Source organism: Methanothermobacter crinale, from assembly GCF_055397825.1.
In genome coordinates, this window is the sequence record NZ_AP042450.1 from 1,244,334 (window position 1) to 1,271,103 (window position 26,770).

The following is a 26,770-nucleotide window of genomic DNA, read 5'->3' on the forward strand; positions in this document are numbered from 1 at the left end:
TCACTCCTCTGGTTCAAGAGCCTTTATGGGGCATACTTGCATGCAAAGTCTGCAATCTTTACATTCTTTCTTCGAGAAAATTATGGATGTCTCCTTAACCTCTATCAAGTTCCTGGGGCATACTCCAGCACATTCTCCACAATACATGCACCAATCGTTAACTTTCATCCTATCCTCCTTTAGAGTCACTGTGAGATGTTCGCGGGTGGTGTTTCATCTTGTGGCGAAGATGGTTCTTGATCTTCTGAGGGTGGTATTACTGTCTGATTTTCGGGAAGTTGTTGTGTAGGTTGTGTGATGCTTGGTTCGTCCACTGGTTGGTCATTACTTGAATTGTTAGTTATGTTAAGGATTAGGTTTTGCGTTGATGAAAGTCCTAGAGTCCATCCTATTACCATGCCTATTAGTAGGGCTCCCACACCCACTATTAATATCTTCTGATCCATTTTTTATCACCTTAGTTTAACTTCTTTTTCAAGTATCTTGAGTATTTCACCTCTTAGGGTTAAGAACTCTTTACTTAGCCTATCTCTTATCCTATCTATTTCAACTTTGAATATTTTGAGTATTCTGCCAGGTCTCGCGCTTAGAACCACTATCCTATCTGCTAAGAATACCGCCTCATCGACGTTATGTGTTACGAATATTATGGTTTCATTTGTTTTATCCCATATGTATAAAAGTTCTCTTTGGAGTAGGTTCCGTGTTTGTATGTCCAATGCCGCGAATGGTTCGTCCATAAGAAGAAACCTTGGGTTATTTGCGAGGGCCCTTACTATTGCAACCCTCTGTTTCATGCCTCCTGAAAGTTCATATGGGTATGCGTCCTTGAAATCTTCCAATCCAACTAGTTTAAGATAGTCTATGGCGATTTTTTCCCTTTCATCCTTTTCTAGTTCTTTAAGTTCTAATCCGAAGGTAACATTCTCAAGGACGGTGCGCCATGGGAAGAGCGTGTATTGCTGAAAAACGAACCCACGATCGGCTCCAGGCCCCTTGATTGGCCTGCCATCAGCTAATATTCTGCCTGTGGTGGGCTTTTCTAGGCCCGCGATTATACGCAGTAGTGTGGTTTTACCACAACCTGATGGTCCTACTATGCATAGGAATTCACCATCTTCGACTTGGAGGTTTATATCCTGGAGTATAGGCCTGTCCTTGAACTTCTTTGAGAGCCCCTCTATTTTTAATGGCATCCTTGGATCCCCCTCCACACTCATTTAGATGGTTTTACCCCTCCATGGAATGTATCTTTCCTCTACTTTTAAGAGCAGATAGTCGATGGCGAATCCTATCAAGCCTATTGTGAGCATGCCCACCACAACTTCGCCTGTGTCTAGTAAGCGCATGGCTTCCATGATAAGGTATCCTAGGCCTGATTTGGCTGCTATCATCTCGGCTGCTACTGTGCACATGAATCCTATCCCAAAGCCAACCCTTAAACCTAGTAATATCCCTGGGGAGGATGCTGGTAGCACGACCTTTATCAACACTTGTCCTTCAGTAGCTCCTAATGTGCACGCTGCTTCGATGAGCACTCTCTCCACGCCTTTAACAGCGTCTAGGCTATTGAGGAGTATTGGGAAGAATGATCCTATGAATATTATGAAAGCTTCTGCTTTAAGCCCGAGGCCGAACCAGAGCAGGGCAAATGGAACCCATGCTAGTGGTGGTATGGGCCTTAATATTTGGATTATGGGGTTGAAAAGCCTCTCCAGGGTCTTGGACCAGCCTATGCCTATTCCTAGGGGTATTGAGATCATGGCTGCTGCGCTGAATCCTGCAACAACCCTTGATAGTGTGCTCATAGCATGTAAGAACAGTTCCCCTGTTACTAGTAGGTTGTAGAATGCTATCAAAACCTCATATGGACTCGGCAGAATATATGATGGTACCAGGTTGGTGAATGTCAACATTGACCAGATTATGAGAAGTATCACTGGTATGATTAGTGCTTCGAGGAATTTTTTCAAAACCGTCCACCCTGTGCTCCCTATTCTATGGCAGGTAATTTAGGTTGAAGATATCATCCTTTTTAAGGTCTTTTTTAATATAGCCTAACTGTTTTTGTATTTCAACGAATTTCATTACATTATCTATGAAGGAGCTTGTGGGTATTGCTATGAATTTCATGTTCTGGAATGCTCTCTTTTCTATTTCAGGGTCTGTTCCAAGCGTCCTGGCTACTATGGATGATGACTCATTCTTGTGACTGTTGAGGTATTCTGTGGCTTCTACATGGACCTTTAGAAATTTTCTTAGCTGGTCTGGGTGTTCTTTTATGAACTGGTTTGTGGCTATCACTACACAGCATGGGTGGTCTTTCCATATGTCTCTAGAGTATGCGATTGCGTGCCCGTAACCTTTTTGTTCTGCCATGGAGACATAAGGTTCCCATGCTATGAACCCATCTATTCTCCCTGCTTCCAGGGCCTTTGGCATTAGTGGGACTTGCATTTCTATGATGTTAACCTCCTCTGGGCTTATGCCATGTTCCTTCAATGTCATTTGTAATAGAACGTCTTGGATGCTCCCTTTCATGGGTATTGCTATTGTTTTGCCTTTGAGGTCTTCTATTTTTTGTATGCCTTCCTTGACCACTATCCCTGATCCTTCTTGGTTGACTGCTGCGACTATTTTTATGGGCACGCCCTTGGCTATTCCAGTGACTGCTGGGGGTGTTCCACAGTAGCCGATATCTATTTGTCCAGTGCCGGCTGCTTTCACAAGGTCTGGTCCTGCGTTGAATTCAATGGTTTCAACTTTTAAACCTTCTTTTTCGTACATTTCTTTTGCTTGCGCTATGAAGAGTGCTGAATGGTGGTCGTCCTTTAAGTGGCCGACTCTTATCACGTTCTCTTCTGGCTTGGGGTATAATATGTAGACTGCGCCCACTATCACCATTATTATTATCGTGGCTATGATCCATTTTCTCTCTACCATTATTTTATCCCCCTATTGAATCTTTTTTTGTAGTAGGTTAGGGTTTCTGGCTCTTTTTTAGCGAGTCTTTCTATGAGCCTTTGATTTTTGAATTCGTTGATCGTCTCCTCTAGTATTTCTATTTTTTCTCGCGCTTCATCGAGTAATCTTTTCGTTATCTTGGTTCGGTGTTTTAGGCGGTTGTTTTCATCTTCTAGGGCTTGTATGTTTCTGAGTTTGAGTTCTAGTCTTAGAACTTCAAGTTCATTTAATTTTTTATTTAGTCTTTTTTTCTCTTCTCTCAACTCATCTAGTCTACCTTTATATTCGGAGAGTTTCCTTTGGAGTTTTTCTATCTTTTTGTCCTTTTTCTTTATTTCCTTTTTCAGTTCTTCTATTTTTTCGTCTATAGGCGCCAACCCCCCATTTAGTATCTTTTCTTGTATCTAAGTTCCTTGAATGTTATCATGAGATCTAGGCCCTTTTTGTTTTTGATTGTTAGTTTTCCTCCTAGTTGACTTGTAAGGGATTTTATGAGTTTCCAGCCTAGTCCTTCTGATTTTTGGATTTCATCTTTTGTTAGGCCTTTGCCATCATCTTTGTAGTGTAATTTTAGGTTCCCATTTACCTTTTTTAATCTTATTTCTACATTTTTTGCATTGGCATGTTTTATAGTGTTGGTTAGTAGTTCGTTTATTATTAGGCCGATTGGGAGGCTTGTTTCAATATTTAATGTGATATCTTCAATATTTGTTTCTATTTGGATGTCTGTTGGGTAGGCTTGTAGGGTTTTTGTCGCAAGATTTTTTATATAATCTTTGATTTTCACATTTGCAAGGTCTGTTGACTGGTACAATTGTTCATGTAGGAGTGCTATGGATTTTATACGCTCCTTGCTACTTGAAAGTATGTCCTTGAAGTTTTGATCGCTTGTTTTACGTTCTTGGATGCTTAGGAGGCTTGATATGATCTGCAGGTTATTCTTGACACGGTGATGGATCTCTCGTAAAAGTAACTCCTTTTCTCTTATGGATTCTTTTAATGGTGTTATATCCTCCATTACCACGATCATCTCATCTTCCAACTTGCTGAAGTTTATCTTAGCATATAGGATGCTATCATCCTTCTTTTTGACCTTATATTCTCCTGGGGTCGGTTCTTTGATCTTATCCTCTAGGATATCATTGATGTTTTTACCTATCAGTTCATTTGGTTTATAGCCGAGTGTGCTCACCATCCTGTTACAGTCTTGGATTTTAAGGTCATTGCCCAGTGATAGGATGATGCTTGGGGCTGTGTTGAATATGCTCCTGTATCTTTTCTCGCTTTCTTCAAGCTTCCTTCTTATATGGTAAAGTTTTGTCATGTCCTCAGCTGCGATAATAGCTCCTTTAAATTCTCCGTTTTCATAGATTGGCTTGGCGGTCATTTGCATTATCTTCTCATTACCTTTACATGTGATAACCTTACCTGTGATATCATAACCTTTTTTAGCCTCTTTAATGTGTTTGAAGTATTTTTTCTCTCTTTCAAGGCGTTCATCGGCTGGCACGAAATTCGAGAACCAACTTTTGCCCTTAACGTCATCTTCGCTACCTTCCAGGATTTCAAGGCCTCTCCTATTTATGTATTGTATCCGGCCTTTATCATCTAGGAATATGAGGCCCCATGCTGCGATTTTAAGGTATAATTCAGCCCGGTTTTTCTCGGCATTCAAATCTTCAATGAGCTTCCTATTTTCAAGTAGAGTGCCATGGTGTCGTCCAACCGCGAAGGATAATATTATGAGGAATGCTATCGCAAAACTTTGTGATGTTTTAATGTTGAAATTGAAAAGCACAAACAAGAATAATATGAAAAGAGATAATATGAAGAAGTCTGGGAAATATTCCATTACCCATGCGCGTTTTTGTGAATATACTGGAGTTTCAAAATCTTCAAGTCTAAATTCAATAGCTGATACTGCTAATAGTAGGTAGCCTATTATCCACCCAAGGTCGATTAAGCAGCCACTATAATATAATCCATGGAATTCTCCATAAGAAAATAGAAGATCGCTTAAAAGTAGAATTATTATACCAGCAAGGAATATGTTAATGGCCCGAGATTTCACCAAGCCGATCTTGTTCATGATAAAGTCTATGAGGATGAATAGAACTATGAAATCTCCTATAATGTAAATTGCAGAGACTAAAACTTCAATTAGAGACCCTCCAGAGAGTATAACGGGTTTAAGGAAAAATAGCCATAATATCGTGGCCACGGCGGCTGATATTATGCAAAAATCACACATGGCCGTAAACTTCTCCGTTTTCCTCTCCACTGGGGTGATAAGAAGTCCAATACCAAAAAGAGGATAATATAATATGTATAAGAGGTCTGCTATGGATGGGAACGGTTCTTGACCCAGTAAATCGAGGATGAACCATGCAACATCTCCAAGCGCCAAGAAGAACAAACCAAAACCCAAAAATAAAAATGTAGGATAATACTTCTGGTAAACCTTCTTTGAATAAATAGCAAGATAAAAAAACGCGAAAGACGCTATAAAAGCCGTGACAAAAGTTATAATATCTATTATGGGAACCCTTAAACTAAGAGGTAAAAAGAACGCGCCAACTGAAATCAAGAGCATTATAATGGCATAGAGATAAACCTTCTTATACATGGTGATCCCCTTTATCCTATTCCAATACTATGATTTAGAATTTTTCCCTCGCTGGAACCATTATAATTTGACAAGTCCACTTTATTACACTTATTCTATAATGCACTATAAATAATAGTAGAAGGTTTTTGGTGGAAAAAATAATGGCGCTACCAATACTCAAAGATATTGTTATAATTTTTGGCTTGGCCTTCCTTGTGCTTATCCTATTCCAGAGGATGAAAATGCCCAGTATAGTTGGATTTTTCATCACAGGGACGATAGCAGGCCCCCATGTACTCGGACTCATCCAGGATATGGGGCAGATAAGATTAATAGCTGAAGTAGGGGTTATACTATTATTATTTACTATTGGACTTGAACTTTCAACCGAAAAATTCGACGAATTTAAACGCACAGCACTCCTTGGAGGCACACTCCAAATACTCCTGACAATAATCATAATATTGATCATCTTATCCAAGGTCGGGTTAAGTTTTGGGAAGGCATTGTTCATAGGATTTCTAGTTTCACTTAGCAGTACAGCTGTCGTTTTAAAGGTCTTACAAGATTCTGAGCAGGTAGAATCTCCGCATGGTATGGTTTCAACCTCAATATTAATATTTCAGGATCTTGCGGCAGTGCCCATGATATTGCTCGTACCAGTGCTTGCAGGAGCCAATAGGGGGATAACACTTCCCAGTGTGATATTAAAAGGGGTTCTTATCATAGCATTCACATTAATCGCTTCAAAGTATCTCATACCATGGATTCTACATTTAGCTGCGAAAGCTAAAAGCAGGGAGTTATTCCTAGTTACTGTTATATTTGTTTGCGCTTCTGTAACATGGCTTACAAGCGAGGCAGGATTATCACCAGCCTTGGGGGCTTTCATAGCAGGTTTCATGGTAGCCCAGACAGATTATGCCCATAGGGCCCAGGGGATAATTTTACCATTCGAAGAAATATTTTTAAGTTTCTTCTTCGTATCCCTTGGGATGCTAGTAAATCTTAACTTTCTATTCACGCATTATACTCTGATATTAGCTGGTGTTGCCATTATTATCCTTATAAAGTTTTTCATTAATAATGTGGTGGGTTTCTTGCTTGGATATTCTATTAGAGTTATGGTACTTGTGGGCCTCATGTTATCACAGATTGGAGAGTTCTCATTTATCATATCTGAAAGCGGGTTAAGGTATGGTCTCATAGACAGTGTAACATTCCAGGGTCTGCTTTTAATTTCTGTTATGACTATGGCTTTAACACCCTTTGTTATCATGGTTTCGCCGCGGATCGCTGAGCATTTCATGAAATTCCCACTACCAGGAAAGCTTAGAAGGGGAAGATATTATGAGAAACCCGAGAAGCCCCTTGAGGATCATCTTATCATCATAGGCGTGGGTTTAACAGGCCGAAAACTCGCGAATATGGCGGAGGAGAACAACATACCATACATTGGAGTTGATATAAACCCTGAGGTTGTTAATAGGCTTAAAGATGAGGGATACAATATTTATTATGGTGATGCAACCCACATTAACGTTTTAAAACATTTTAATGTTTCAAAGGCCGCCGCGATGGTGGTGGCTATAACGGATTATGATTCAACAGCCCATGTTGCCCATGAAGCACGCCACTTAAACCCTCTTATGAAGATAATAGTCCGCATAAGGGGCTTCGAAGATGAGGAACCGCTTTACAGGGCAGGGGCGGATATCGTGATTTCTGAGAAAAGAGAAGCCACAAAAAGGATAACAGAGGAGATATTCACATGCTACAAGGACGTCTGCAAACTAGAATAACACCTATGAGGACACCAATCGGAACCATCCATATACTCTGGCATATGGAAAATAGACCGGTCATATCCAAGGTCATCTTACCCGGAAATCTAAATGGAAGGATGAAATTTGCTAGCCTATCCCTAGAGAGTGTGAAGATGGAAAACCTTGCATTGGATCTTTGTTCAAACTTCCAGAGAAAGGTTTTAGAAGTGGTCTGCAGGATACCGGCCGGTTTTGTAAGCACTTACGCTTGTATAGCGAAGAAACTTTCAACAAGTCCTAGGAGTATAGGAAGAGCCCTTGCTACTAACCCTTTCCCTATCATTGTACCATGTCATAGAATCGTGAAATCTGATGGGAGCCTTGGAGGATATCAGGGCAGCGCATGGATGAAAAAAAGATTACTAGAGAGCGAAGGCATAAAATTTGATGAAAATGATAAAATATTAAAAAAATTTATCATAGGAGGGTTAAAGTGAAAACATATTTATTAATTATTTTTTTAGTGATATTAGCGACAGGTTGTACCTATAAAGGACACTATGAGGGTTCTAGGGTGTCATTTGATTATCCAATAGGATGGAAATGTAATAAACCCACGGATCTTCCAGGGGCCCTTATAATTGTCAGCGCCCCCTCTAATAAAGCGATGGTTATAATAGGACAGGAAAAAGCAAACGGTAGTCTTGAAGACCGATACTTAGAACATGTCCAAAAATTGCAAGAAGAACTTTCAAAATACTGTTATGAGAAAATATCGAATAGAACCCTTACAGTTGACAGCTCAAAAGCCTACGAACTAGTATATAAGTTAGGTTGCGATCAAACACAGACAAGACAACAGATTCGTATGATAATCCTCCAAAAAGGGGACTACTTCTATATTATAGAATGTGAAGCAACTCCTGAGGATTTCAACAAGGAAAATCGCAACTTCGATACTATTATCAACAGTTTACATATACTCTAATCTATTATAGTGAACGCTTCATCTACACTCACCCTGGGAGGTGCTGATGGTTTCTCCGCAGGATAACCTAGAGGGATTAACGTAACTGGCCTTAAAGTAGAGGGGATTTCCAAGATTTCCGCTACGAGTCTTTCGTCAAACGCCCCCACCCAACAAGCTCCGAGACCAAGTTCATGTATTGTAAGCAGCATATTCTCAACCGAGGCCGCGACATCAAATAGGCAATAAAGGTTTCTTCCACGTTCACCATAGCCTAGAGCAGACCTTTCAAGATCTGCACATGCAACGACAACAACTGGGGCTTCTTCTATAAATGGTTGCCCATAGGCTGCCTTTGCAAGTTCATGTTTCAATTGGGGGTTTTTAACAATTAAAAATTTTCTACTTTGGAGGTTACCAGCGGATGGAGCCCATCTTGCAGCCTCCATTATTTCCTCAAGATACTCCTCAGGTATACTTTTCCGTTTAAATTTCCTTATACTCCTTCTCTTTTTGATAGTTTCCAAAAGGCTCATTAAAACACCCCTAAGATTTTTATATACAAACTAATATATAATATTCCCACATCTTACAATAGAAAAATTGGACATCTATATCTCAAAATGAGGACTCACTCACGACCATATCCATGATAATTACAAATGGACTATTGCAGCCCTCCGACACACTAAAAAACTGTAGATCTAAATTTATTTTTATGGAACTCCCCAGGAAAAAGAATTAAATAATATTATTATAATAACTTTTTGTCATGATCCAAAAGATACTGGAAAGATTCAAAGAGGATAGGAGATTCAAGGACGCTATCGAGCACATAGAGACCATGCCATCGAGGAAAGCAAAATATGCTAAAGTCAGTGACTTGCCAGAAAACATGAAAGGATACCTCTTAGAAAAAGGGATGAAACTTTACCATCATCAGGTTAAGGTTCTTGAATATATACGCGATGGTATGAATGTTATCATAACAACTCCCACGGCTTCTGGTAAAACATTAGCATTTAACTTTCCAATAATGGAAAAACTAACCCATGATGAGAATGCGACAGCACTCTACATATACCCTGCCAAGGCCCTATCTAATGATCAATTAAAAGTTTTAAAAGGATTGGAATCAGAGCTTGGACTGAGGCTAAATCCAAGTGTTTATGACGGGGACACCCCAAAAAATAAACGACCTTGGATAAGGGCGAATGCTAGGATCGTTATAACTAATCCTTATCAGCTTCATCGTATACTGCCATGGCATCACCAATGGCGCCGATTCTACAAAAACCTAAAATTTATAGTTGTAGACGAAGCCCACCAGTACCGTGGCGTGTTCGGATCAAACGTGGCATTCCTCATAAGAAGACTTAAAAGAATCTGCAAATACTATGGCTCCGATCCACAGTTCATAGTTTCAAGCGCAACCCTTGCAAACCCCCGGGAATTCGCAGAAAAACTCATAGGCAAAAAATTCAAATTAGTTTCAAAGGACACCTCACCATCCGGAAAAAAACACTTCATACTCTATAATCCCTCCAAAAAGAAGGAAAAGTTGTCAACGCACCATGAAACCAAAAACATACTATCATATTTTGTATTTAATAGGTTGCAGTGCCTTTGCTTCACAGTCTCAAGGAAGATGGCCGAGCTCATAACACTATGGACAAGAGAGGAACTCGACAAAAAGAAAAAAGAACTCGTATACCGTGTAACAACATACCGTGCAGGTTACAAGCCCGAGGACAGGCGAAAAATAGAAGAGGGCTTGAGAAGCGGTGAACTTCTAGGTGTTAGCACGACAAACGCCCTGGAACTTGGCATAGACATAGGTTCCCTAGATGCGGTTATGATATCAGGGTATCCTGGGACGATGATATCTACCTGGCAGCAGGCCGGCCGTGCAGGCAGAAAAGAGAACGATTCTATCATAATACTTGTGGCCTTTGAAAATCCACTAGACCAGTACCTTATGAAAAATCCGTCATTTATTTTTGAAAAGTCTCATGAGAATGCTATAATAGACCTTAAAAATAGGTTCATACTCCGGAATCAGATAGCATGCGCCGCAAGTGAACTACCCTTAAACCTTGAAGATTTTTTTGAAAATGATTTCAACTTGAAAGTTATAGCAGAGATGCTAAAAGATGGTGAACTCACTATAGCGGATCATGGTCTTGTATACAGTGGAGAAGGTGATCCCCAGTTTACTTACGGGCTTGATCAGATATCAGATGATAATTTCACAGTCCTAGATGATAGTAGGGTTCTTGAGAGGATGGATAGGGCGCATGCTTATCGTGAAGCCCATGAGGGTGCGGTGCTCATAAACCGTGGGGACACTTATACAGTGGATGAATTCGACTTGAAGAGGCGCAAGATCCATGTTACAAGGAAAAGTGTGGATTATCATACGCAGGCGCTTAAAAAGATCGACCTTAAAGTTAAAAGGATTTTGAGAAAGAGGAGGTTTTCAGGTTTTGATTTGTATTTTGGGGAGGTTGAAGTTACAGAAGACTATTATCTTTATCGTGTGATGGCTTATAGCAAAGTTCTTGGAACTTTCCCATTGGCCTTGCCGCCTTTAAGGTTTAGGTCAACCGCTCTCTGGTTCACCATCTCAGAGGAACTTGAAGGAAAGATTAGGGATGATTTTGATGATGAGGCGTTTGAGGGTGGTTTGCATGGTTGTGAACATGCTATTATCTCATTGTTCCCTTTACATGTGCTCTGTGATCGTATGGATATTGGTGGCTTGTCAACTTCTCATCATCCGGATACTGGCGCGGCCACAATATTTATCTATGATGTATTTGAGGGTGGTATAGGATTGGCAGAGAAAGCTTTTATATTATTTGAGGATATTATCACTTCAACCTTTGAGCTTGTGGATTCGTGTGGGTGCGCTGATGGTTGCCCTTCCTGTATATACTCTCCTAAATGTGGTAATGATAATAAACCATTGCATAAGGAAGCTGCTAGAAGTATGCTCTGGTATTTGAAGAGTGTGATGAGTGGGGGTTTTTTGGTGGAGGTTGAAACTGGGGCTATGGAGGATGTTGACTTGGAAGTTGAAGGTGCGTATTCTGAGGTTTATTTTCTTTATAGGAGTGGTAGGTTTGCGGAGGCGAAGTTGAAGCTCCATGATGTGCTTGAAAAGAATCCTGGGGATGCGAGGGCATGGTATCTTATGGGCGCTATCCTCACAAGGCAAGGGGAGAAGGAGATGGCAGCATACTTCCATGGAAGGGCTAGGAAAGGCTGAATACTATACAATTATGACTTTTTTATGTTAAGAAAGATGTATTTGAGCACATCGATTGTATTATATATGCATCTCGATATAGTTGGAAATGAACTACCCCCACCTGATATGAGGGGGGGGTCAAAAAAAATAGTGAGAGGAAGGATAACATGAAGAAGTTGGCAATTGCCTTGATAATTATAACAATAATACTGGCAGCATCTGGAATATATTATCTAAGCAATCTTGAAAAGGAAGTCCTTAGAATATCCACAACAACAAGTCTTGAAGATACAGGATTGCTTGAAGAGCTTGAAGCTCAATTCGAAAAAAAATATCCTAACATCGACATCCAAATAGTATCAGGGGGAACAGGAATAGCACTAGAACGTGGAAAAAGAGGAGACACAGACCTTTTGATAGTCCATGACAAAAAAAGAGAAGAAACATTCATAGATGAAGGCTATGGGACGAAAAGATACCCCTTCGCCTACAATTACTTTTACATCATCGGCCCAAAGGACGACCCAGCGAATATCAATGGAAGCACAACAGCAACAGAAGCATTCCACCGAATATTCACAGCAGCACAAACAAAATCTGAAGTAAAATTCGTATCAAGAGGAGATAATTCAGGGACAAATTCAAGGGAAATAAAAATCTGGAACAAAACAGGTATAAATTATAATGATATAAAAAAATCCCCATGGTACATCGAAACAGGAAGCGGAATGGCTGACACGCTCCGAGTAGCCAATGAAAAACAAGCTTATACAATCACAGACTCTGGAACATACCTTGCATACCAGAATAGAATAAATCTTGTACCATATCTTACAAATGGTAGCGACCTCCTCAACGTATACTCTGCAATACCCATAAACCCAGAAAAAGTGAATGGTGCAAACTATGATGCCGCGATGAAATTCGTAAACTTCCTTTTAAGCAAAGAAGGACAAGATATCATAGCAAAATATGGTAAAGGCAAATACGGGAACTCACTATTCACAGCCCTTTTCGGAAAGTCGGAGCCAGAAGCCTGACCCATTATTCCATTTCCTTTTTTTTTGATGCTCCCCGGTGATATGATTGAACGAAATATTACAAGGCATTTTAAAAGCATTGGAACTTATAATAACACTAAACCCAGAAGTAATCGATATAACATCACGTACACTGATGATTTCGCTATCATCAACGTTATTAGCATCACTCATCGCAGTACCTGCCGGGGCCCTAATACACTTTAAACAATTCAAGGGCAAAAGAGCTATCATAAACATAATCCAAACACTGTATAGTATACCCACAGTTCTGGTTGGATTATTTGTATTCCTATTAATTTCAAAATCTGGGCCACTAGGATCCTTGAATCTTTTATTCACACCCTGGGGCATGATATTGGCCCAGGCTATACTAATTTCGCCTCTGATAACTGGTTTCACTATAACGGCGCTCAAAGGTGTTGGTGATGAGATTGTGGATCTTGCACGATCGTTGGGAGCCACAGAGTATCAGACACTCTCCACTTTAATTTCTGAGGCAAGGTATGGTATAATGGGCGCTATAATCTTGGGTTTTGGCAGGGCTATATCAGAGGTGGGTATTGCCATAATGATTGGTGGGAACATAAGGGGCTGCACTAGGGTTATAACAAGTGCAATGTCACTTGAAACATCAAAGGGGAACCTGGAACTTTCAATAGCCCTTGGGATAATACTACTCGCGGTTTCGCTTATAATAAACACCCTCTTAAATTACTTCCAAGAAAAGTGAAAAGAATGATGCTCAAATTACAGGGAATATCAAAAGTATACGACGAAAAAATGGTCTTAGAGGATATAAACCTTAAAGTAAAAGCTGGTGAGACCCTGGGGATAATAGGCCCCACAGGGTCAGGTAAAACAACACTCCTCAAAATTATAGACCTCCTTGAAAAACCCACCACTGGTAGGATAATATTTGATGGCATAGATGCCTTAAGCGTCCCAGCATTCAAAATAAGGCGCAGGATAGGTATGGTATTCCAAGAAACACCAATACTAAAAAGGACAGTTTATGATAATGTCATTTACGGGCCGCGGATCAGGGGCGAAAACCCCCAAGAAGATGAAGTGAAAAGGGTCCTAGAGCTTGTAGGACTCTTAGGATATGAAAACAAAGATGCCCAAAGACTCTCTGGGGGAGAGAAACAAAGACTTGCACTCGCACGTGCGCTCATAAACGGGCCAGAACTTTTACTATTGGATGAGCCCACATCAAATCTGGATCCGGTTTCGAAAAAGAGGATAGAGGATGCCATAAAGGAATTAAAAGGCGAAACCAGTATCATATTCACCACACATGACCTTTTCCAAGGACAACGCCTAGCTGATAGGATCGCCATACTCCAGAATAAAATAATGCAAATTGGCAAGCCAAGTGAAATATTCAGGAAACCAGCCAATAATTTCGTTGCAAAATTCGTTGGGGTTAAAAACATAATAAAAGGCGAAGCAGAAATGACAAAAGAAGGGCTCACACTCATAAAATCTAATAAAATAAGCATTTATTCATCTAAACCAGCAGAAGGGGAAGTAATCGCCACCATAAGACCCGAAGATATAACTGTTTCAGGGGGACCTAGAGATTCAAGCGCGCTCAACCAGCTAAAAGGCAAGATCATAAGAGTAAATGAAATGGGATCACTCCTCCAATTACAAGTGGAATGTAATGATGAGATGTTCGCTGTTTATATGACTCGGAAGTCTTTCCATGACATGAATATAACTATCGGTTCTAATGTTTGGATAGAATTTAAGGCTTCGGCAGTCCATATAATCCAATGAAAGTTTTTATTCAATGGGGCGGATCTTCACCATCCCATTGAAAACATTTCCCTTTTCAAAATAGTTTATTGTACAAGCACAATCTTCTCCCTTGGTCCATTAACAGCCCTTGTAGAAATAAGCCCTTGATGTCTTTTCATTGTAGATGCTGTCGTCAACATTGTGATGAACTCCAAGAAGGGGGCATGTTCTTCATGGGATATGACATTTACTAGGATTTAGGGGGGGTTGAAGGTTGAATTCGCTAATATTAGTCTATACCAAATCTTTTTTGGCATTCTTTCAGTTTAGATGGTTCATGAATTGAGAGAACAAGGTGCAGTTATTGAATGTTAGTGTGATTTCTTTAAATTCTTGGGGGTTATATCACAGCCCAAAATTGTTATTACCTTATATTAATTAAATGAAAATGTAATAATATATATTTATATATTGTTATTATTAAGGCTATGTAAAATGAAAAAAGAAATAGAGAGGAAATATTGAAGAAGGAACTTTTTGTTCTGTTCTTTGCATTGGTTTTCATGGTTTCGATGGGCGCAGTTTCGGCAACAAACAGCACATGCGAAGTAGGGATAAGAGCAAACTATGAATATCCAGAGGAAATAAACGCGACAATCCGAGAGCTCACAGACTCTTCCAAGCAAAAAAATAGAATTCCAAAAGTACTTCGATCCAGGAGCAAACATCACCAAGATAACATTCCAACACTCACAACCAGAAACAGGATTCCAAATAAAAATCAGAGCACCAGGATACCAAACAACAACACAACAGTCCACACCTACAACCCTGCTGGTATAAATATAAAAATAGCACCTCAGAGGATGCAATTGAAGGTATATTAAATGAAGCGAAAGGTGCGATAACTTATGGTAAAAGGGAATCTACTAGTGCTTAAAAAGACAGCCATTGACCCTCTAGTATTCGCATTTGTCATCAAAAAGCGTAATGACCTTATATTAGCTTATTATATTTAATAACACTCTCATATACAATGGCACAGTATCCCAGAACATGACAGAAACACAATGGGACAACCTTGGAGGGAAACTTGGAGATGATGCATTCTCAATAGCAAGCTTGGCAAATGCATGGGCTATAAGAGTTCCGATAGACTTGCTGAAACAAGCAGCATCCCATGGACACATATGTAGTGGTTGTATAAGCGGATATGCAATGAGCAAAACACTCTACATGTATTATCCTCCCATAGTGGACTTTTCAACAGGATCTCCAATAGAATTGACAAGTTATATGACAATTGGCGTGCCAGGAGGATCAGATGATGACGCATTAGTCCTGGCACTTGACACAACACCTGCAAAAAGGTCATACATGGGCTATTCAAAAACTGATGATACTAACCTCAGGCTTTATAAGATGGAACTCAAACACGAGAACAGGAACCCTTATAATAATGTTATATGACCTTCAGGAACTCGTAAACAAATACAAACAGGAAAACAGGGGCAAAGGAAGTTTCAGAACTTAAATTCAACGCATGGTTAGTGAAAAGGGTTACAATGGAGCCAACATTAGTTATTACGATTGTCAAAGAACTTGATAACCTAACAGAAGAACAATACTATTACCTAGTTGGTAGAAGTCAATTATGCCCAGTTAAATGAAACGCACGGCCTCGACATAGATTACATCAACAGCTTTAATCTCCCAACAGCCACGAGAGCGAACAACACGCTACAAGGAGATAATTTGAGCTGTGAATACCTAGATAGGGACAGACGCTGCGAATCTTGCAAAACAAATTTTCATGGACGAAAAGGGAATCAACTTTGAAAAGGATGACTTGAACCTTGCAGTTTTAACATCAGCAGGCTATGTCTATCTAAACGGCACTCTAACAGATCCATGCTACAATGGGATATTCAAGGTCCTAGGTGCTAGGCTCAGCAGAAAAAATCTTTTACCCGTACATCAACCATTCTACAAGCCGCTATGGTTCACATTCGTCCTAAAAGGATATGATGGCAAAACCCTAAATTCAGTGTTCATAGTCTATGATCCCACTACAAGACAATTAATAGTAAAAGAATCATCCAACGGGACTAAAGTGAACGACATCAGACCCAAAGCCATGAACGATCCCGCTAAAGACAATGCAAACTCAAGAGTATTCAGATCAGTCTATTTCAATATCGAAAGCATAGCTAACGCATGGAAATACGACGCACCATATGACTAGCTAATGGTATTCCTATTCCACAACCATGTATGCCCGGGAGTGCAGTCAGGATTCTTCATAATAGAAGCCCTTGGAAATTACCCACTTACAGAAGGCCAAAAATACCTCTGGTTTGGTACAAGCATTTACTGCAAAGACGACGCATTACTCTACCTCATGGGCGTGACCCCTGGTAGTGGTACATACTGCAAAAAGAGTGCTCCAAGAAGAATTAGAATCTCCAATGGTTCCAAGTGAAAGCGAGGAAGGCATACTAATAATCTGGGATGAAGTAAACAATGTAGGAAAAGCCATCTCGTTCACTTTCAAATGGCCAACATTCGATCTAAGTGACTGCAGGACAATGAATGCCATGTTCGAAAATGGGCGGCAGCATTCATAATGCTTTACAAAGATGAAACACCAAATTACATGCAATCACTAACGGTACTAGAAAAAGGGAGTGAAAAATGGATAACAAGTGAAGAATTAAACTACATTATATCAGGAGTGGCTGGAACACTTATCATATTTAAGATCAATACTGAACCGCCAACTTTCGGATTTAGTGCCCAATGTCCCTTGTGTTCCAGGCGGTTCAGGTACTTTCAGCGGGGTTTCTCCTAGGTTCATTGATTCCTTTGTAGGTGCCAGTGTTTTAACTGCTGCTCTAGGTCCGGGAAGTGGACAGGGCAAGGCTTATGAGGTTACAAGGGCTTCCAGCGGTGGCGGTTCAGCCAGTAGTGGATGGTACGTTTATGGAGTCATAATAGGCCTTACACTAGTTGGCTTGGCAACGTTCAGATTCCTTAAAGGCGGCTTCAAAATCTAACCCCTACACTTATTTTATTATTTTTTTGGATTTCAATGGATCTAATAAATGTATTTTGCGGATTTCTCTATTAACTTGGAGAGTTCTTTAATGCTATATTTCTTTTGATGCTCTTTTGAGAAGAAACCGTATAATTTGAGGGAAGTATCCATACTTTTTTTGAAATTATTGCCATGATGTCTCCGACAGGGCAAATTCTTTTCCTCATGTCATCCAGAACCGTTTACATAAAATCCCTATGAAAGGGGTGATTTGTGTGGTAGCTGCCGGCATATAGGGACTCTGTGTGGGGATCCAATTTTACACTCCCTTATATTCTCCTCTTATACTTTAGTTCTTTGAATTTTATTATGACCTTGGCGCCATTGTTTTCAGTTTGTAATTTACCATCAAGTTGCTGAATTAATGCTCTTACAAAGGGATATCTACCCCCCCCCCCCGGCTGTTGGTGCCCTGTTGCTTGATATGATCAGTTGGTACCCTCCATTATATTCCTTGACTTCTATTCCTAGCTTAGTCGGAGGAACATTTTTAATAAACTTTGTGAGTAATTCATTGAGGAGATGGGCAAGTGGCATTGCAGTTTCCAGGTTGAACTTCACTTTGCAATTTATTTTAAAGTTCGTATTGTAGAGCTTGTATCGGCCTTTAAGATTATGCACAAGCCTTTTCACATACGTTTGCATGTCCACTTCCATCCCTTCCTCATAGATTGCATCGTGAATCATTGCCATTGTCTTTATACGATTTTGAGCGCCTAAGAGAACTTTTCTTGTTTTTTTATCTGCTTTGGAAGCTTGTAGGTTTAAAAGGCTTATTATTACCTGGAGATTATTCTTCACGCGATGGTGGATCTCTCTTAAAAGAATTTCCTTTTCATTCATGCTCGATTCTAATTCTTGTCGCGCTCTGATAAGATCCGTAATTTCAGTTAATGAAACTATAGCTCCATCAAATCTCCCTTCATGGTATAATGGGGTGATCCAACCCGTAAAATATCCTTTGTTGACTTTAAGCTCTTTGATTGGAACAGGCCTCTGTTCTTTTTTGAGTTTCAACCAATAATCTTGGACTTGAGGCTTTATCTTCTTCATTTGCCTGTTCTCATATACTTTTTCCCCTTTTTTGTCAAAGACTGCTATGGCCTCTTCGATGTTCTCCACAACATCCTCAAAGAACTTCCAAGCCTCTATGATTTCCCTGTGGAGTTCACTCTTTTTCTGAGCTAGGACATTAAGACGATGGACCCCCACCGTCATTATAAAAATGGAAAAAGCGAATGCAACAGCAAGAAGGAACACCCCAGAAGAAAAAGGGAACCAATCCCTTAACAATAGTATAATTGGGCCTGTGACGCCAAGAACTACTACAAGGAAAGGTATCATGGTCCTTGCTACTTGGCCGCCAACATACTTCGAATGTAAAGGTGCTATAACACCTTCATCTGGACAAACCGATAAAATAGCCACAGCAGTTATTAAGTGTAAAACACCTTCAAAAAACGGAACCCTCAAACTAGGAGCCGGCAACAAGCCAGTAACATGGGAAACAATTAGAGTGTAAGCCATTATACCAGTAAAGTATGCGAAGACTTGTCCAAGCCCATAAAGCTTCAAAGAGAAAAACAAGAATATGAAAAAGTACACTAAAAGAAATATCTTCGAAACAAAAAGAGGGTCAACAAAAGCCGCGAAGAAAAAGAAAACAGAAGCCGCCACAATAGGCTTCCTCCAACCAAAATACAAGGATATTATAGAAAATGCCAATACAATAGATATCACTCCAACAATCGCCCCATGGAAAAAAGGTGAAAGGATAACTATAAGTATTGCAAGTAAAATGGAAAACCGTCTTGCAAGAATGGAAGACTCCAATGTTTCACCCCTTAACCTCTTTTTTCAGAACATATGACGATTATTATAAAAAAAGTTTTCGGGATCCCCCCTTCACAGTCCGTTTTTTTCTTGTGGGGAAAGTTCACATAAAAATTCTTTTAAATGTGACCATAAAAACATATCCTGGGTGAAATATGCAGATCAATCCCCTTGTTTTCTTGGCCGCGATGATGATCATAGCAGGGATGGTATATTGCCAGCCAGTAACCGGCTAAGCATCACTATCGGCTACACAACCTCCAGAAGCTAACGTTACCGAGACAGTTGCAATCACAGCTTAATGGGCCGGGGGGAGACGACAATAGTACAATTAATCTAGGTAATTTACCCGCAGAAACATGCAAGAATCATGGGATGGTGGAGCTAGCGGTGAACAAGTCAGCACGGATTCCAAGATAGCAAGACTTCTATGTAAGAACTGCAGGCGACTTGGCAAACGGAACTAATATTATACCACTAGATCTTCTTAAATATGCAGACTACAGTGCTAGTATATCAAAAGCTTCATTTACAACTAAGTTATGTCCAAGTGAAATCTGGTTGGGGGTTACCAGATCAGTTTGGCTCTTTAACAGTGCCTGTTGATCTCTTCTTGACTGTCCCATTTGCAACGCCTCCTGGTCTTTACACAACCACGGTATATCATGCAGTGTCCAGGCAGGTGGAACAGCACCAACAACACCATAAAATTAATTATCCCTTTCTTTCATATTCCTTTTTTTGGGTGGTGAGGAATCATGGGAAGATGGGCTATACTCTTATTGATATTATTTTTCTTGTCTTCAGTTTTTGCTGTGAATTTGATTGTTTCGCCGACACGTTTTCGAAATAAAGGATACTACCCATTTTTCTGGGAAGGTTACAATCGAAAATTTTGGAGGCGAAACCTTAGAAGTTACTGTTGACAAGAAGATCCTAAAAAATAAATTGCATCTTCTCCTTGTTGATGGTGGAGTTGCTGATTGGATAAAAGTCAAAGAAACCAATTTTGTCTTAAAACCTGGAGAGAGTAAAGATGTTCATTTTGAGATGAACGTACCCTCAAGTTATAATTATAGGGATGCTGTTGGAGCGCTGGTCATAAATGCAACACCGAGGATAACGTCACAAGTCAAAAGTGGAGGGGCTCAATTGGTTATAAAGCAGAGCGCGGAGGTCGTAGTACCCATTGTCGTAGGGTTGCCAGGGCCCATTATGGAATTTGTTAAATTTGAAAGTTTCAAGGCACCTTTTATTGTTATAAGTCCTATAGGGTGGGAACTTCAAGTATACAGTCAGGAATACTGGTAACACCTACCAGAATTTTACAGGGACAATAATATTAGATGGATGGTTCACTGACGCTAAAATCAACTCTACAGGTGGAGTTTATCCAGGGGATAAATATGACAATATCGTAACATGGAAGCCCAGCCTATGGGGCTTGGGGGTTTACAATGCAAAATGTAAGATAGAATATGGGAGATATAATCCTCAGAAGCCCTTAGAGGCCCAAGACCAGGTCATAGTAATACCAGGATGGCTTATAATACTAGTGATCTTGTTAATTGCCATGAGAATCCTCAAAAGTAAAAAAATGCCCATAAAAATCAGAATAGAAAAAGAATAAATCTTCTGGGCAACCTTGCTATAAAAGAAGAAAATATTTTGCATTCCAGTATAAAATTTAATATCCACCTCTAAAATTGTGATTTTTGCAAGCAACGAGAGTATAAAAAAGGGGAAGGCAGAATATAAGGACAAATATGATTTACGTGACAATTTATCCCAGATAAAATGTTACATAAAACATTTAGAGAATATACAGATCTCTTGGAAAAAGAGAACAATGGAAGTCTTTTTGAAACTCATCAGCGTCTGCTCTCTCCTTGATAATGCTCTACAATGAAAGAGCATTCACATCCCTTTATAATTAGTCTTGTTAATGAACTACCTTTCCCCCCGCTGAGACCATCATAAAAGTGTTCAAGGGCCGTTCCACAACCCACACATTTCTACCTTCTTGAAGATATTCTTATAGGATATGGAAATTAACAGCAAAGAATAATTGGACTTCAAAATAATTACTCTCATCTGAAAATATACTCCAATGCAAATGGCAACCTAATTAATTTCAAAAAAATAGAAGAAGGGGGGCTTTAAATTTTTCCACGTCCTGCTAGGAAGTATCCTACACCTACAAGTACTACTAGGACTATGACCCCTGCAACTGCGTATACTGGCAATCCAGAACTTGCTCCTGGCATTCCACCAGCTTTACTCACCTCATAGACTCTACCAGACGCTCCGGGACCTTGCCCTGCACCAGTCACCGCGCCAGTTGCACCAGCCGCGGCCCCTCCAGCTGCAACTACCCCTTCTATTCCTGGACTACCAGCTTGACTTCCAATCCCAGGACCGCCAGTATAGCCTGGTGTTGGCCCTGCCTGTCCAGTAGATCCCGGAGTTCCTGGCTGTCCTGGACTTCCAGGCGCTCCTGGAGTTCCTGTCGGCGCGAATGCGCTGTTCTGTGTAGCACCGTAAAGCTTCGTCTTAACCCCACTTAAAAGGTTAGGATTCACATACCCCATAGCCCACTGTATCATAGCAATGTTACCGCAGCTACAGTCACAACAGGAAACACCGTAACTTGAGATCATCGAAGCCCAAGTGTTAGCTACTAGTTGTAGGGTGGCTGCATCAGCTTTCCAATAACCTCTGTGGGCCATTTCAAGTAATGTTCCTGTTATTTTGATCATCGAATATACGTTTTGACCAGTTGAAAGCCAACTTGTAACTCCAATATTGTACTTGTCCCTTATGTAAACATTTGTTATCTCATTCCAGACATAATCGTTGACTAACTGTGGTGTTGTAACTTGCCATCCCTTTAGGTAATCAACGAACTTGTTTGAGATCTGTCTTGCACCAGCATATCCTGCCCTCATCTGTCCTTTAATCCACTCTGGGTTGAAGTAGCGTGTTCTTATCTCTCTTCCCATGAATTCCTGGAGCGATACTATCTCTGGGTTGGAGGGGTTTGCATAATAGACTACATTTAAAGTTGGTGCTCTGCCGCTGTTTATTTCTTCGATGGCCATTGACAAGCCGCCATAATAGTCGTAGTAGTCGTCGTTGTCTATGACGCCATATAAGTTCGTGCTCCTACTATGGTATGTTACTGTAATTCCTTTTAGGAGGTCTTGGAAGAGTTTTTGTTGGGATATGCCCCATTGGGTGTTTGAATAGGCGTGGCTCATTCTCCTCAAGTAGATGTCTGCGAGTTGTGAACGGTCGTTCCATGTCCACATTTGTTCAACCGCCTTGTTGACTCCTGCTCCATAATCGCCTACTGGTGGCGCGAATATGCGTGTTATCGCGGTGTCGCCATCGTATCCTCCATTTACGAGTTCTATCCAATGCTTTGCAATATAATTTAAGTTGATGGGGTCTTTAAGGTCAACTGTTTTCAGTAGGGCGTCTAATGTCTTTGCCTGTTGGAATTTTCCAGTGATTAGTGGATCTAGTGCCTTGTCAAGTTCTCCTTTAAGTTCTGGGTATGCTTCTATTATATTTGAATAGGAGGCTGCAAGAGCCACTCTATATGCGATGTCCATCTTTGCGAGGAGGTTTGGATACAAGTCCCTGAAAAGTCCGCTAGTAGTAACTATAACATCTATCCTTGGTCGTTGTGTAAGATTAGATAGTCCTAGGCTGTTTCTTGCCTTGTTTAGGTCGGCTAGGAGTTGGTCTAGTGGTGTTGGTATGATATAGGAAAGTTTTCCTCCGTTGAGCCAGGTTTTGTCGTTGAGTTTTGGTTGGACTCCTAGTAAGCGGAGTACGAATGAGACCATTGTCCCGTCGTCGCGTGCTGTTTCAACGCACCATACGACTGCTGCTATTTTTTCTGGGATTGTGTCGAGTTGTGCGAGCGCCATGTCCGCGAGTCTTTTGCCAAGGTCCCATGCAACTTTTGTGGGTAATGTATTGTCGTCTTGTGCATAGAAGTTTTTGCCGGTTGGAAGTGCATATGGCGCCTTTACTGGATCTCCACCCTTGCCCGGTGTGATGTAATGCCCAGAGAGCGCCTCTATTAAAGCGTCCATTTCGCAACTTGGGCTTTCTTTTAAGAGTTTAATGTATTCTTGGGCCACTAGAAGTTTCTCTTCTAGGCTTTTGCGCAAGTTCTCATCTGTGATGTTTCCTATTATTTCATTGATTGTTTTACCGGCAATGATGTCCTTGATTGTCTGTATACTTATTTCATTGACGTTCTCTGCTTCTTCCAATGTTAGATTGTTCCAGTCCCATCCCATCATCATACTTATGAGTCTTTGGAGTGATGGGTCTTCTTGGGAGTCTGGTGAAAGCATTGCCGCAACCATAAGTGCTATTTCGTCGTCTGTCCAATTTTCGCCGAATGTGTGCAAACCATATGGCATGAGTGTTTGCTGTAATGATAATAGGTAATCATGGACTTTATCAATGTCTTTGTCTGTTATATTCGCTGGGTCTAGGCCTAGATCTGCTGCAAGGTTTAATTTTATGATAGTTTCCCTGATTTGCTTTGCATATTCCTCACGTAGTGGATTACCTTCTGGCGTTTTCTCATAGTTTGTTATGAGGCCTGCGAGCTCTTGTAGGTCCCCGTAGAGTTTTGTCTGTGTTAATGGTGGTGTTAGATGGTCTATTATAACTGCCAGGCCTCTTCTTTTTGCCTGCATTCCTTCGCCAACACCGTCCATTATGTAAATGTAAATTGACGGTTTATCAGCTATGCAAATGTCTGGGTAGTCGAAGCTGGAAAGTGCATACTGTTTCCTGGGTGTCCATTCATAAGTTGCATGTCTTCCAAGATGTACCTGGGCATTGGCGTCGAATACTGTGTTAATCCACGCGTACCATGCAAGGTAACAATGTGGTGGTGGCACAACAGTACTATGGTAGAACTTTGATATGTCAGCTTCCCATCCACGCTGTGGTTCTGGGCCTATGAATATGTTACCAAATAATAGGCCAGGGATTACAATGTATCTCTTACCATCTTTTTCTATTGTCATAATATTTCCTGGCGGCTCACCCCATCCTGTCAGGCCTGACATGTTAAGTGCAAGGAATTGGCTCTTGTATTCGTAGAATAGGCTCCATAAGCTTGTATTTGTCGGATCGTCAAGTATCTTGGTTAATGTGCTACTGATGTTTTGGATGAGTTCTGTTGCCATGGCCCCTACAGTAGGATAAGTGTTTGCATTTGATATCATCTCTTGGGTCCAACGATTTAATGTTTTGATCATCTCATCCTTTACGCGAGGATCTCCTTTTTTAATGTATTCTATGGCCGCTTTTGTCAATTCTTCGATGTAGCCTACCGGTCCTTCTATCATTTCTTTTTTGGCTATTGGATCTAGCTTGTTGAACCATGCTATATAGTCCTCGACTGGCCATAGGATAACATTTGTGTTGTTAGCAAGTCTTTCTAGTTCCCCTGGGGCCCAGTTTGCCACGTTTATGCCCCTTTCTATTAGGAGTTGGAGGAGTTCGCTTTCATTAGCTGGGATTTCACTAACATTGTATCCTTCGGCTTTAAGTCTTTTTAAAATTTCTAGTAAGGATTCTGGCACGTTTAAGTAGCTTGCACCAATGTTTTGCTTGCCGGGAGGATAATTATAGTATACTATGGCTATTTTCTTGTCTTTGTTTGGGAGAAGCTGGAGTTGAGCCCAATTATAGGCACGGTTTGCAAGCTTCTGGATCCTGTCTGGTAAAGTAACTGTTGTATCCCATTGCGCTCCCGTCTCGGGGTCGTATCCTAACTCCCCAACACCTACTGCTATGGGTTCTATTTGGCCTTGCATTTCTGGTTGTGCGCATTGCCAATAAACTGCCATCCAACTGAATCCTTCTTCTGATACTAGCCATTGACCCGGCGTCCTATAAGTAGAACTTGTTATCATCGCCCTTAAAACTGGGACATTGGCTTGTTCGAAGAATCTGTTGACTTGCGCACCCGAGACTGTTGAACCTGTAATGAATGATAAGAGGTCTATTATAGCGTTGACTTTACATGGATACCTTTTAGGGTCTGATTCATATTGTAGTACGTTTTCTGCGTCTGTAAAAAATTTTATCATAGCTGAATAAACATTTGTTGGTTGTGAAGAACTTATTTTAACAGTTTTTACTGTTTTCCCATTTTCAAGGATTGCAATTTCATATACTAGTGCCTTTGGATTGCTAGTAACTCCTAGGATAGAACTAGTGTCTGTGTAATTGCCTATGCCCTTAACTGATAGTATTTGGACTGTCTGGTTTGCTTGGCATAGACTCCTGGCAAGTTCTATTATCTCATCCTCTTTAAGGTTGATGTAGCTTGACCATGTGCCTACAGCTGGTATGACATTCATGCCCCTTGCTACAAGTGCATCGATTATTTCTTGGAAAGCGTCAGCATAAGCCACTTCCCCAGCGCTTGTTATGTAGCTGAGCACGCCGACTGTTGGCTTGTTCGGATCAAGGGGATACTTTTCAAAATATTGCTCTTTGGTGAATCTTTGACCATCACGGTATAAAAATTCCATTGATAGTGGTGATGCAATCTCTGGCGGTTCTGGATCCCATTCTTTTGGCCATAGGATCCCCTTTAGTTCTGCATACTTTTTGAGAGCCCATTTGAATTGGTTTTTAAGGTTGGTCTTTCCACTGGCTGCATAATATATTGCGCAGTCTATCCAATCATGTAACGCCTTGTTGTTTGGATATTTTTCCTTGTATGATGATAGTGCAGTTATGTCTCCATCGTGGCAGGCTCCTATAAGTGTCCCTGGGGTGTCCCAAGTGCCAATATCTTTGTCGCTCACACCATCGAAAACGTTAGTATTGTTGATTTTACTCAATTTCACGAGCGTCGGCCCACTTTCGAATACGAAGAATATCTTGTCATTTATAATTGTTGGATTTGATCTTATCACTGCTTCTAGTGAACCGTTACCTGCAAGTTGTGTGCCCCATTCTGCCAATATAATATCTGAATTGTTTACGAGTGATTTTATTTCATCCGCTGTCATGTTTTCTATCTGACTTGTTGATCTTATCTGGAATTTCACTACTGTTGTCTGCTTATTTAATTCGTCCATGAGATCATGAGCAACTTCATTGTAGCTTTTAGCGCCACTTGAGGACCCTATAACCAGTATAGTGGTTGAATTTGTATCAGCTGCCGACACTGACCCCAAAGTTATGAATAGGATTGCAAATACCAAAACTAGGAAAATACTTGCCTTTTTAATTTTTTCACCTCCCTTTCATTCTCTAAGGGAAAATAATTAATATCATCTTATAAATATATGATTATTTTATTACTGATTTTTTAATAGAATTCAAAATAGTAATAATTTATTTTTTAATATTCTACGGGTATTCTTGTAAACACGATGCATTATTCTACCTTATGAGCATGACCATAGTAGTGGCACATAGTTTGCGAAAAAAGTTAGAAT

The 26,770-nt window shown here is 40.4% G+C and carries 26 protein-coding genes; 16 read left to right on the plus strand and 10 right to left on the minus strand.

All coding sequences use genetic code 11. The features are described 5' to 3' along the window. The 7 genes from ACZ5XX_RS07200 to ACZ5XX_RS07230 are packed head-to-tail and all read right to left on the minus strand — an operon-like array spanning position 1 to position 5,380. Entirely contained in the window at positions 1 to 168 is a 168-nt protein-coding gene (locus ACZ5XX_RS07200; RefSeq protein ID WP_464583925.1) for a 4Fe-4S binding protein, read from the minus strand. A gap of 17 nt (positions 169 to 185) precedes the next feature. Then, positions 186 to 446: a hypothetical protein gene (locus ACZ5XX_RS07205; protein ID WP_464583927.1), complete on the minus strand. Its 261-nt coding sequence runs from the start codon at positions 444 to 446 to the stop codon at positions 186 to 188. Between the two features lie 6 nt (positions 447 to 452). Continuing rightward, positions 453 to 1,196: an ABC transporter ATP-binding protein gene (locus tag ACZ5XX_RS07210; RefSeq protein WP_464583929.1), complete on the minus strand. Its 744-nt coding sequence runs from the start codon at positions 1,194 to 1,196 to the stop codon at positions 453 to 455. A gap of 24 nt (positions 1,197 to 1,220) precedes the next feature. Then, on the minus strand, positions 1,221 to 1,973 hold the full coding sequence (locus ACZ5XX_RS07215; protein ID WP_464583931.1) for an ABC transporter permease: 753 nt from the start codon (positions 1,971 to 1,973) through the stop codon (positions 1,221 to 1,223). A gap of 25 nt (positions 1,974 to 1,998) precedes the next feature. After that, positions 1,999 to 2,943 (minus strand): ABC transporter substrate-binding protein, encoded by a 945-nt coding sequence (locus tag ACZ5XX_RS07220; protein ID WP_464583933.1) that lies wholly within the window; start codon positions 2,941 to 2,943, stop codon positions 1,999 to 2,001. Continuing rightward, the gene (locus tag ACZ5XX_RS07225) at positions 2,943 to 3,341 is read right to left on the minus strand and encodes a hypothetical protein (protein WP_464583936.1); all 399 of its coding nucleotides are present in this window, start codon (positions 3,339 to 3,341) and stop codon (positions 2,943 to 2,945) included. Before ACZ5XX_RS07225 ends, ACZ5XX_RS07220 begins: the two co-directional genes overlap by 1 nt. 8 nt (positions 3,342 to 3,349) lie before the next feature. Next, the gene (locus tag ACZ5XX_RS07230) at positions 3,350 to 5,380 is read right to left on the minus strand and encodes a histidine kinase dimerization/phosphoacceptor domain -containing protein (protein WP_464583938.1); all 2,031 of its coding nucleotides are present in this window, start codon (positions 5,378 to 5,380) and stop codon (positions 3,350 to 3,352) included. 353 nt (positions 5,381 to 5,733) lie between these two features. Between ACZ5XX_RS07230 and ACZ5XX_RS07235 the strand changes: the two genes are divergently transcribed. Genes ACZ5XX_RS07235 through ACZ5XX_RS07245 form a run of 3 tightly spaced genes read left to right on the plus strand, consistent with a single transcriptional unit; the run spans position 5,734 to position 8,326 of the window. After that, positions 5,734 to 7,374: a cation:proton antiporter gene (locus tag ACZ5XX_RS07235; protein WP_464583941.1), complete on the plus strand. Its 1,641-nt coding sequence runs from the start codon at positions 5,734 to 5,736 to the stop codon at positions 7,372 to 7,374. Then, positions 7,344 to 7,835, plus strand: coding sequence for an MGMT family protein (locus ACZ5XX_RS07240; protein WP_464583943.1), 492 nt, complete (start codon positions 7,344 to 7,346; stop codon positions 7,833 to 7,835). Before ACZ5XX_RS07235 ends, ACZ5XX_RS07240 begins: the two co-directional genes overlap by 31 nt. Positions 7,836 to 7,861: 26 nt before the next feature. Further along, entirely contained in the window at positions 7,862 to 8,326 is a 465-nt protein-coding gene (locus ACZ5XX_RS07245; RefSeq protein ID WP_464583945.1) for a PsbP-related protein, read from the plus strand. Here ACZ5XX_RS07245 and ACZ5XX_RS07250 read toward each other — a convergent pair. Further along, positions 8,323 to 8,841, minus strand: a complete 519-nt coding sequence (locus ACZ5XX_RS07250) for a nitroreductase family protein (protein WP_464583947.1) — start codon at positions 8,839 to 8,841, stop codon at positions 8,323 to 8,325. The genes ACZ5XX_RS07245 and ACZ5XX_RS07250 overlap by 4 nt on opposite strands. Positions 8,842 to 9,077: 236 nt before the next feature. Here ACZ5XX_RS07250 and ACZ5XX_RS07255 point away from each other — a divergent pair, with 236 nt between their 5' ends. The 9 genes from ACZ5XX_RS07255 (at position 9,078) to ACZ5XX_RS07295 (ending at position 17,400) form a co-directional block, all read left to right on the plus strand. Next, on the plus strand, positions 9,078 to 11,576 hold the full coding sequence (locus ACZ5XX_RS07255; protein WP_464583949.1) for a DEAD/DEAH box helicase: 2,499 nt from the start codon (positions 9,078 to 9,080) through the stop codon (positions 11,574 to 11,576). A 149-nt stretch (positions 11,577 to 11,725) separates the two neighbouring features. Further along, positions 11,726 to 12,598 carry an ABC transporter substrate-binding protein gene (locus ACZ5XX_RS07260; RefSeq protein ID WP_464583951.1) on the plus strand — a complete coding sequence of 291 codons (873 nt, stop codon included), beginning with the start codon at positions 11,726 to 11,728 and terminating at the stop codon, positions 12,596 to 12,598. 46 nt (positions 12,599 to 12,644) lie between these two features. After that, positions 12,645 to 13,331 carry an ABC transporter permease gene (locus ACZ5XX_RS07265; RefSeq protein WP_464583953.1) on the plus strand — a complete coding sequence of 229 codons (687 nt, stop codon included), beginning with the start codon at positions 12,645 to 12,647 and terminating at the stop codon, positions 13,329 to 13,331. Positions 13,332 to 13,336: 5 nt separating this feature from the next. After that, a complete protein-coding gene (locus ACZ5XX_RS07270; protein WP_464583955.1) occupies positions 13,337 to 14,383 on the plus strand; it encodes an ABC transporter ATP-binding protein in 1,047 nt (348 codons plus the stop codon). Between the two features lie 482 nt (positions 14,384 to 14,865). Then, positions 14,866 to 15,231, plus strand: coding sequence for a hypothetical protein (locus ACZ5XX_RS07275; RefSeq protein ID WP_464583957.1), 366 nt, complete (start codon positions 14,866 to 14,868; stop codon positions 15,229 to 15,231). A gap of 169 nt (positions 15,232 to 15,400) precedes the next feature. Further along, complete coding sequence (locus ACZ5XX_RS07280; protein ID WP_464583959.1) at positions 15,401 to 15,814, plus strand: FmdE family protein; 414 nt, start codon at positions 15,401 to 15,403, stop codon at positions 15,812 to 15,814. 343 nt (positions 15,815 to 16,157) lie between these two features. Further along, positions 16,158 to 16,589 carry a hypothetical protein gene (locus tag ACZ5XX_RS07285; RefSeq protein ID WP_464583961.1) on the plus strand — a complete coding sequence of 144 codons (432 nt, stop codon included), beginning with the start codon at positions 16,158 to 16,160 and terminating at the stop codon, positions 16,587 to 16,589. A 3-nt stretch (positions 16,590 to 16,592) separates the two neighbouring features. After that, complete coding sequence (locus ACZ5XX_RS07290) at positions 16,593 to 16,826, plus strand: FmdE family protein (RefSeq protein WP_464583963.1); 234 nt, start codon at positions 16,593 to 16,595, stop codon at positions 16,824 to 16,826. Positions 16,827 to 17,136: 310 nt separating this feature from the next. After that, a complete protein-coding gene (locus ACZ5XX_RS07295) occupies positions 17,137 to 17,400 on the plus strand; it encodes a hypothetical protein (protein WP_464583965.1) in 264 nt (87 codons plus the stop codon). A 425-nt stretch (positions 17,401 to 17,825) separates the two neighbouring features. Here the strand turns inward: ACZ5XX_RS07295 and ACZ5XX_RS07300 are convergent, their stop codons facing one another. After that, positions 17,826 to 18,659 (minus strand): histidine kinase dimerization/phosphoacceptor domain -containing protein, encoded by an 834-nt coding sequence (locus tag ACZ5XX_RS07300; protein ID WP_464583967.1) that lies wholly within the window; start codon positions 18,657 to 18,659, stop codon positions 17,826 to 17,828. Positions 18,660 to 18,666: 7 nt separating this feature from the next. Between ACZ5XX_RS07300 and ACZ5XX_RS07305 the strand changes: the two genes are divergently transcribed. The 4 genes from ACZ5XX_RS07305 (at position 18,667) to ACZ5XX_RS07320 (ending at position 20,904) form a co-directional block, all read left to right on the plus strand. Then, positions 18,667 to 18,963: a hypothetical protein gene (locus tag ACZ5XX_RS07305; protein WP_464583969.1), complete on the plus strand. Its 297-nt coding sequence runs from the start codon at positions 18,667 to 18,669 to the stop codon at positions 18,961 to 18,963. A 69-nt stretch (positions 18,964 to 19,032) separates the two neighbouring features. Then, complete coding sequence (locus ACZ5XX_RS07310; RefSeq protein ID WP_464583971.1) at positions 19,033 to 19,311, plus strand: hypothetical protein; 279 nt, start codon at positions 19,033 to 19,035, stop codon at positions 19,309 to 19,311. 788 nt (positions 19,312 to 20,099) lie between these two features. After that, positions 20,100 to 20,585, plus strand: coding sequence for a hypothetical protein (locus ACZ5XX_RS07315; protein ID WP_464583973.1), 486 nt, complete (start codon positions 20,100 to 20,102; stop codon positions 20,583 to 20,585). A gap of 133 nt (positions 20,586 to 20,718) precedes the next feature. Then, positions 20,719 to 20,904: a hypothetical protein gene (locus ACZ5XX_RS07320; protein ID WP_464583975.1), complete on the plus strand. Its 186-nt coding sequence runs from the start codon at positions 20,719 to 20,721 to the stop codon at positions 20,902 to 20,904. A gap of 529 nt (positions 20,905 to 21,433) precedes the next feature. On the opposite strand, the gene ACZ5XX_RS07325 is transcribed toward ACZ5XX_RS07320, so the two are convergent. Beyond that, positions 21,434 to 26,533: a cobaltochelatase subunit CobN gene (locus ACZ5XX_RS07325; protein WP_464583977.1), complete on the minus strand. Its 5,100-nt coding sequence runs from the start codon at positions 26,531 to 26,533 to the stop codon at positions 21,434 to 21,436. Positions 26,534 to 26,770: the final 237 nt, after the last annotated feature.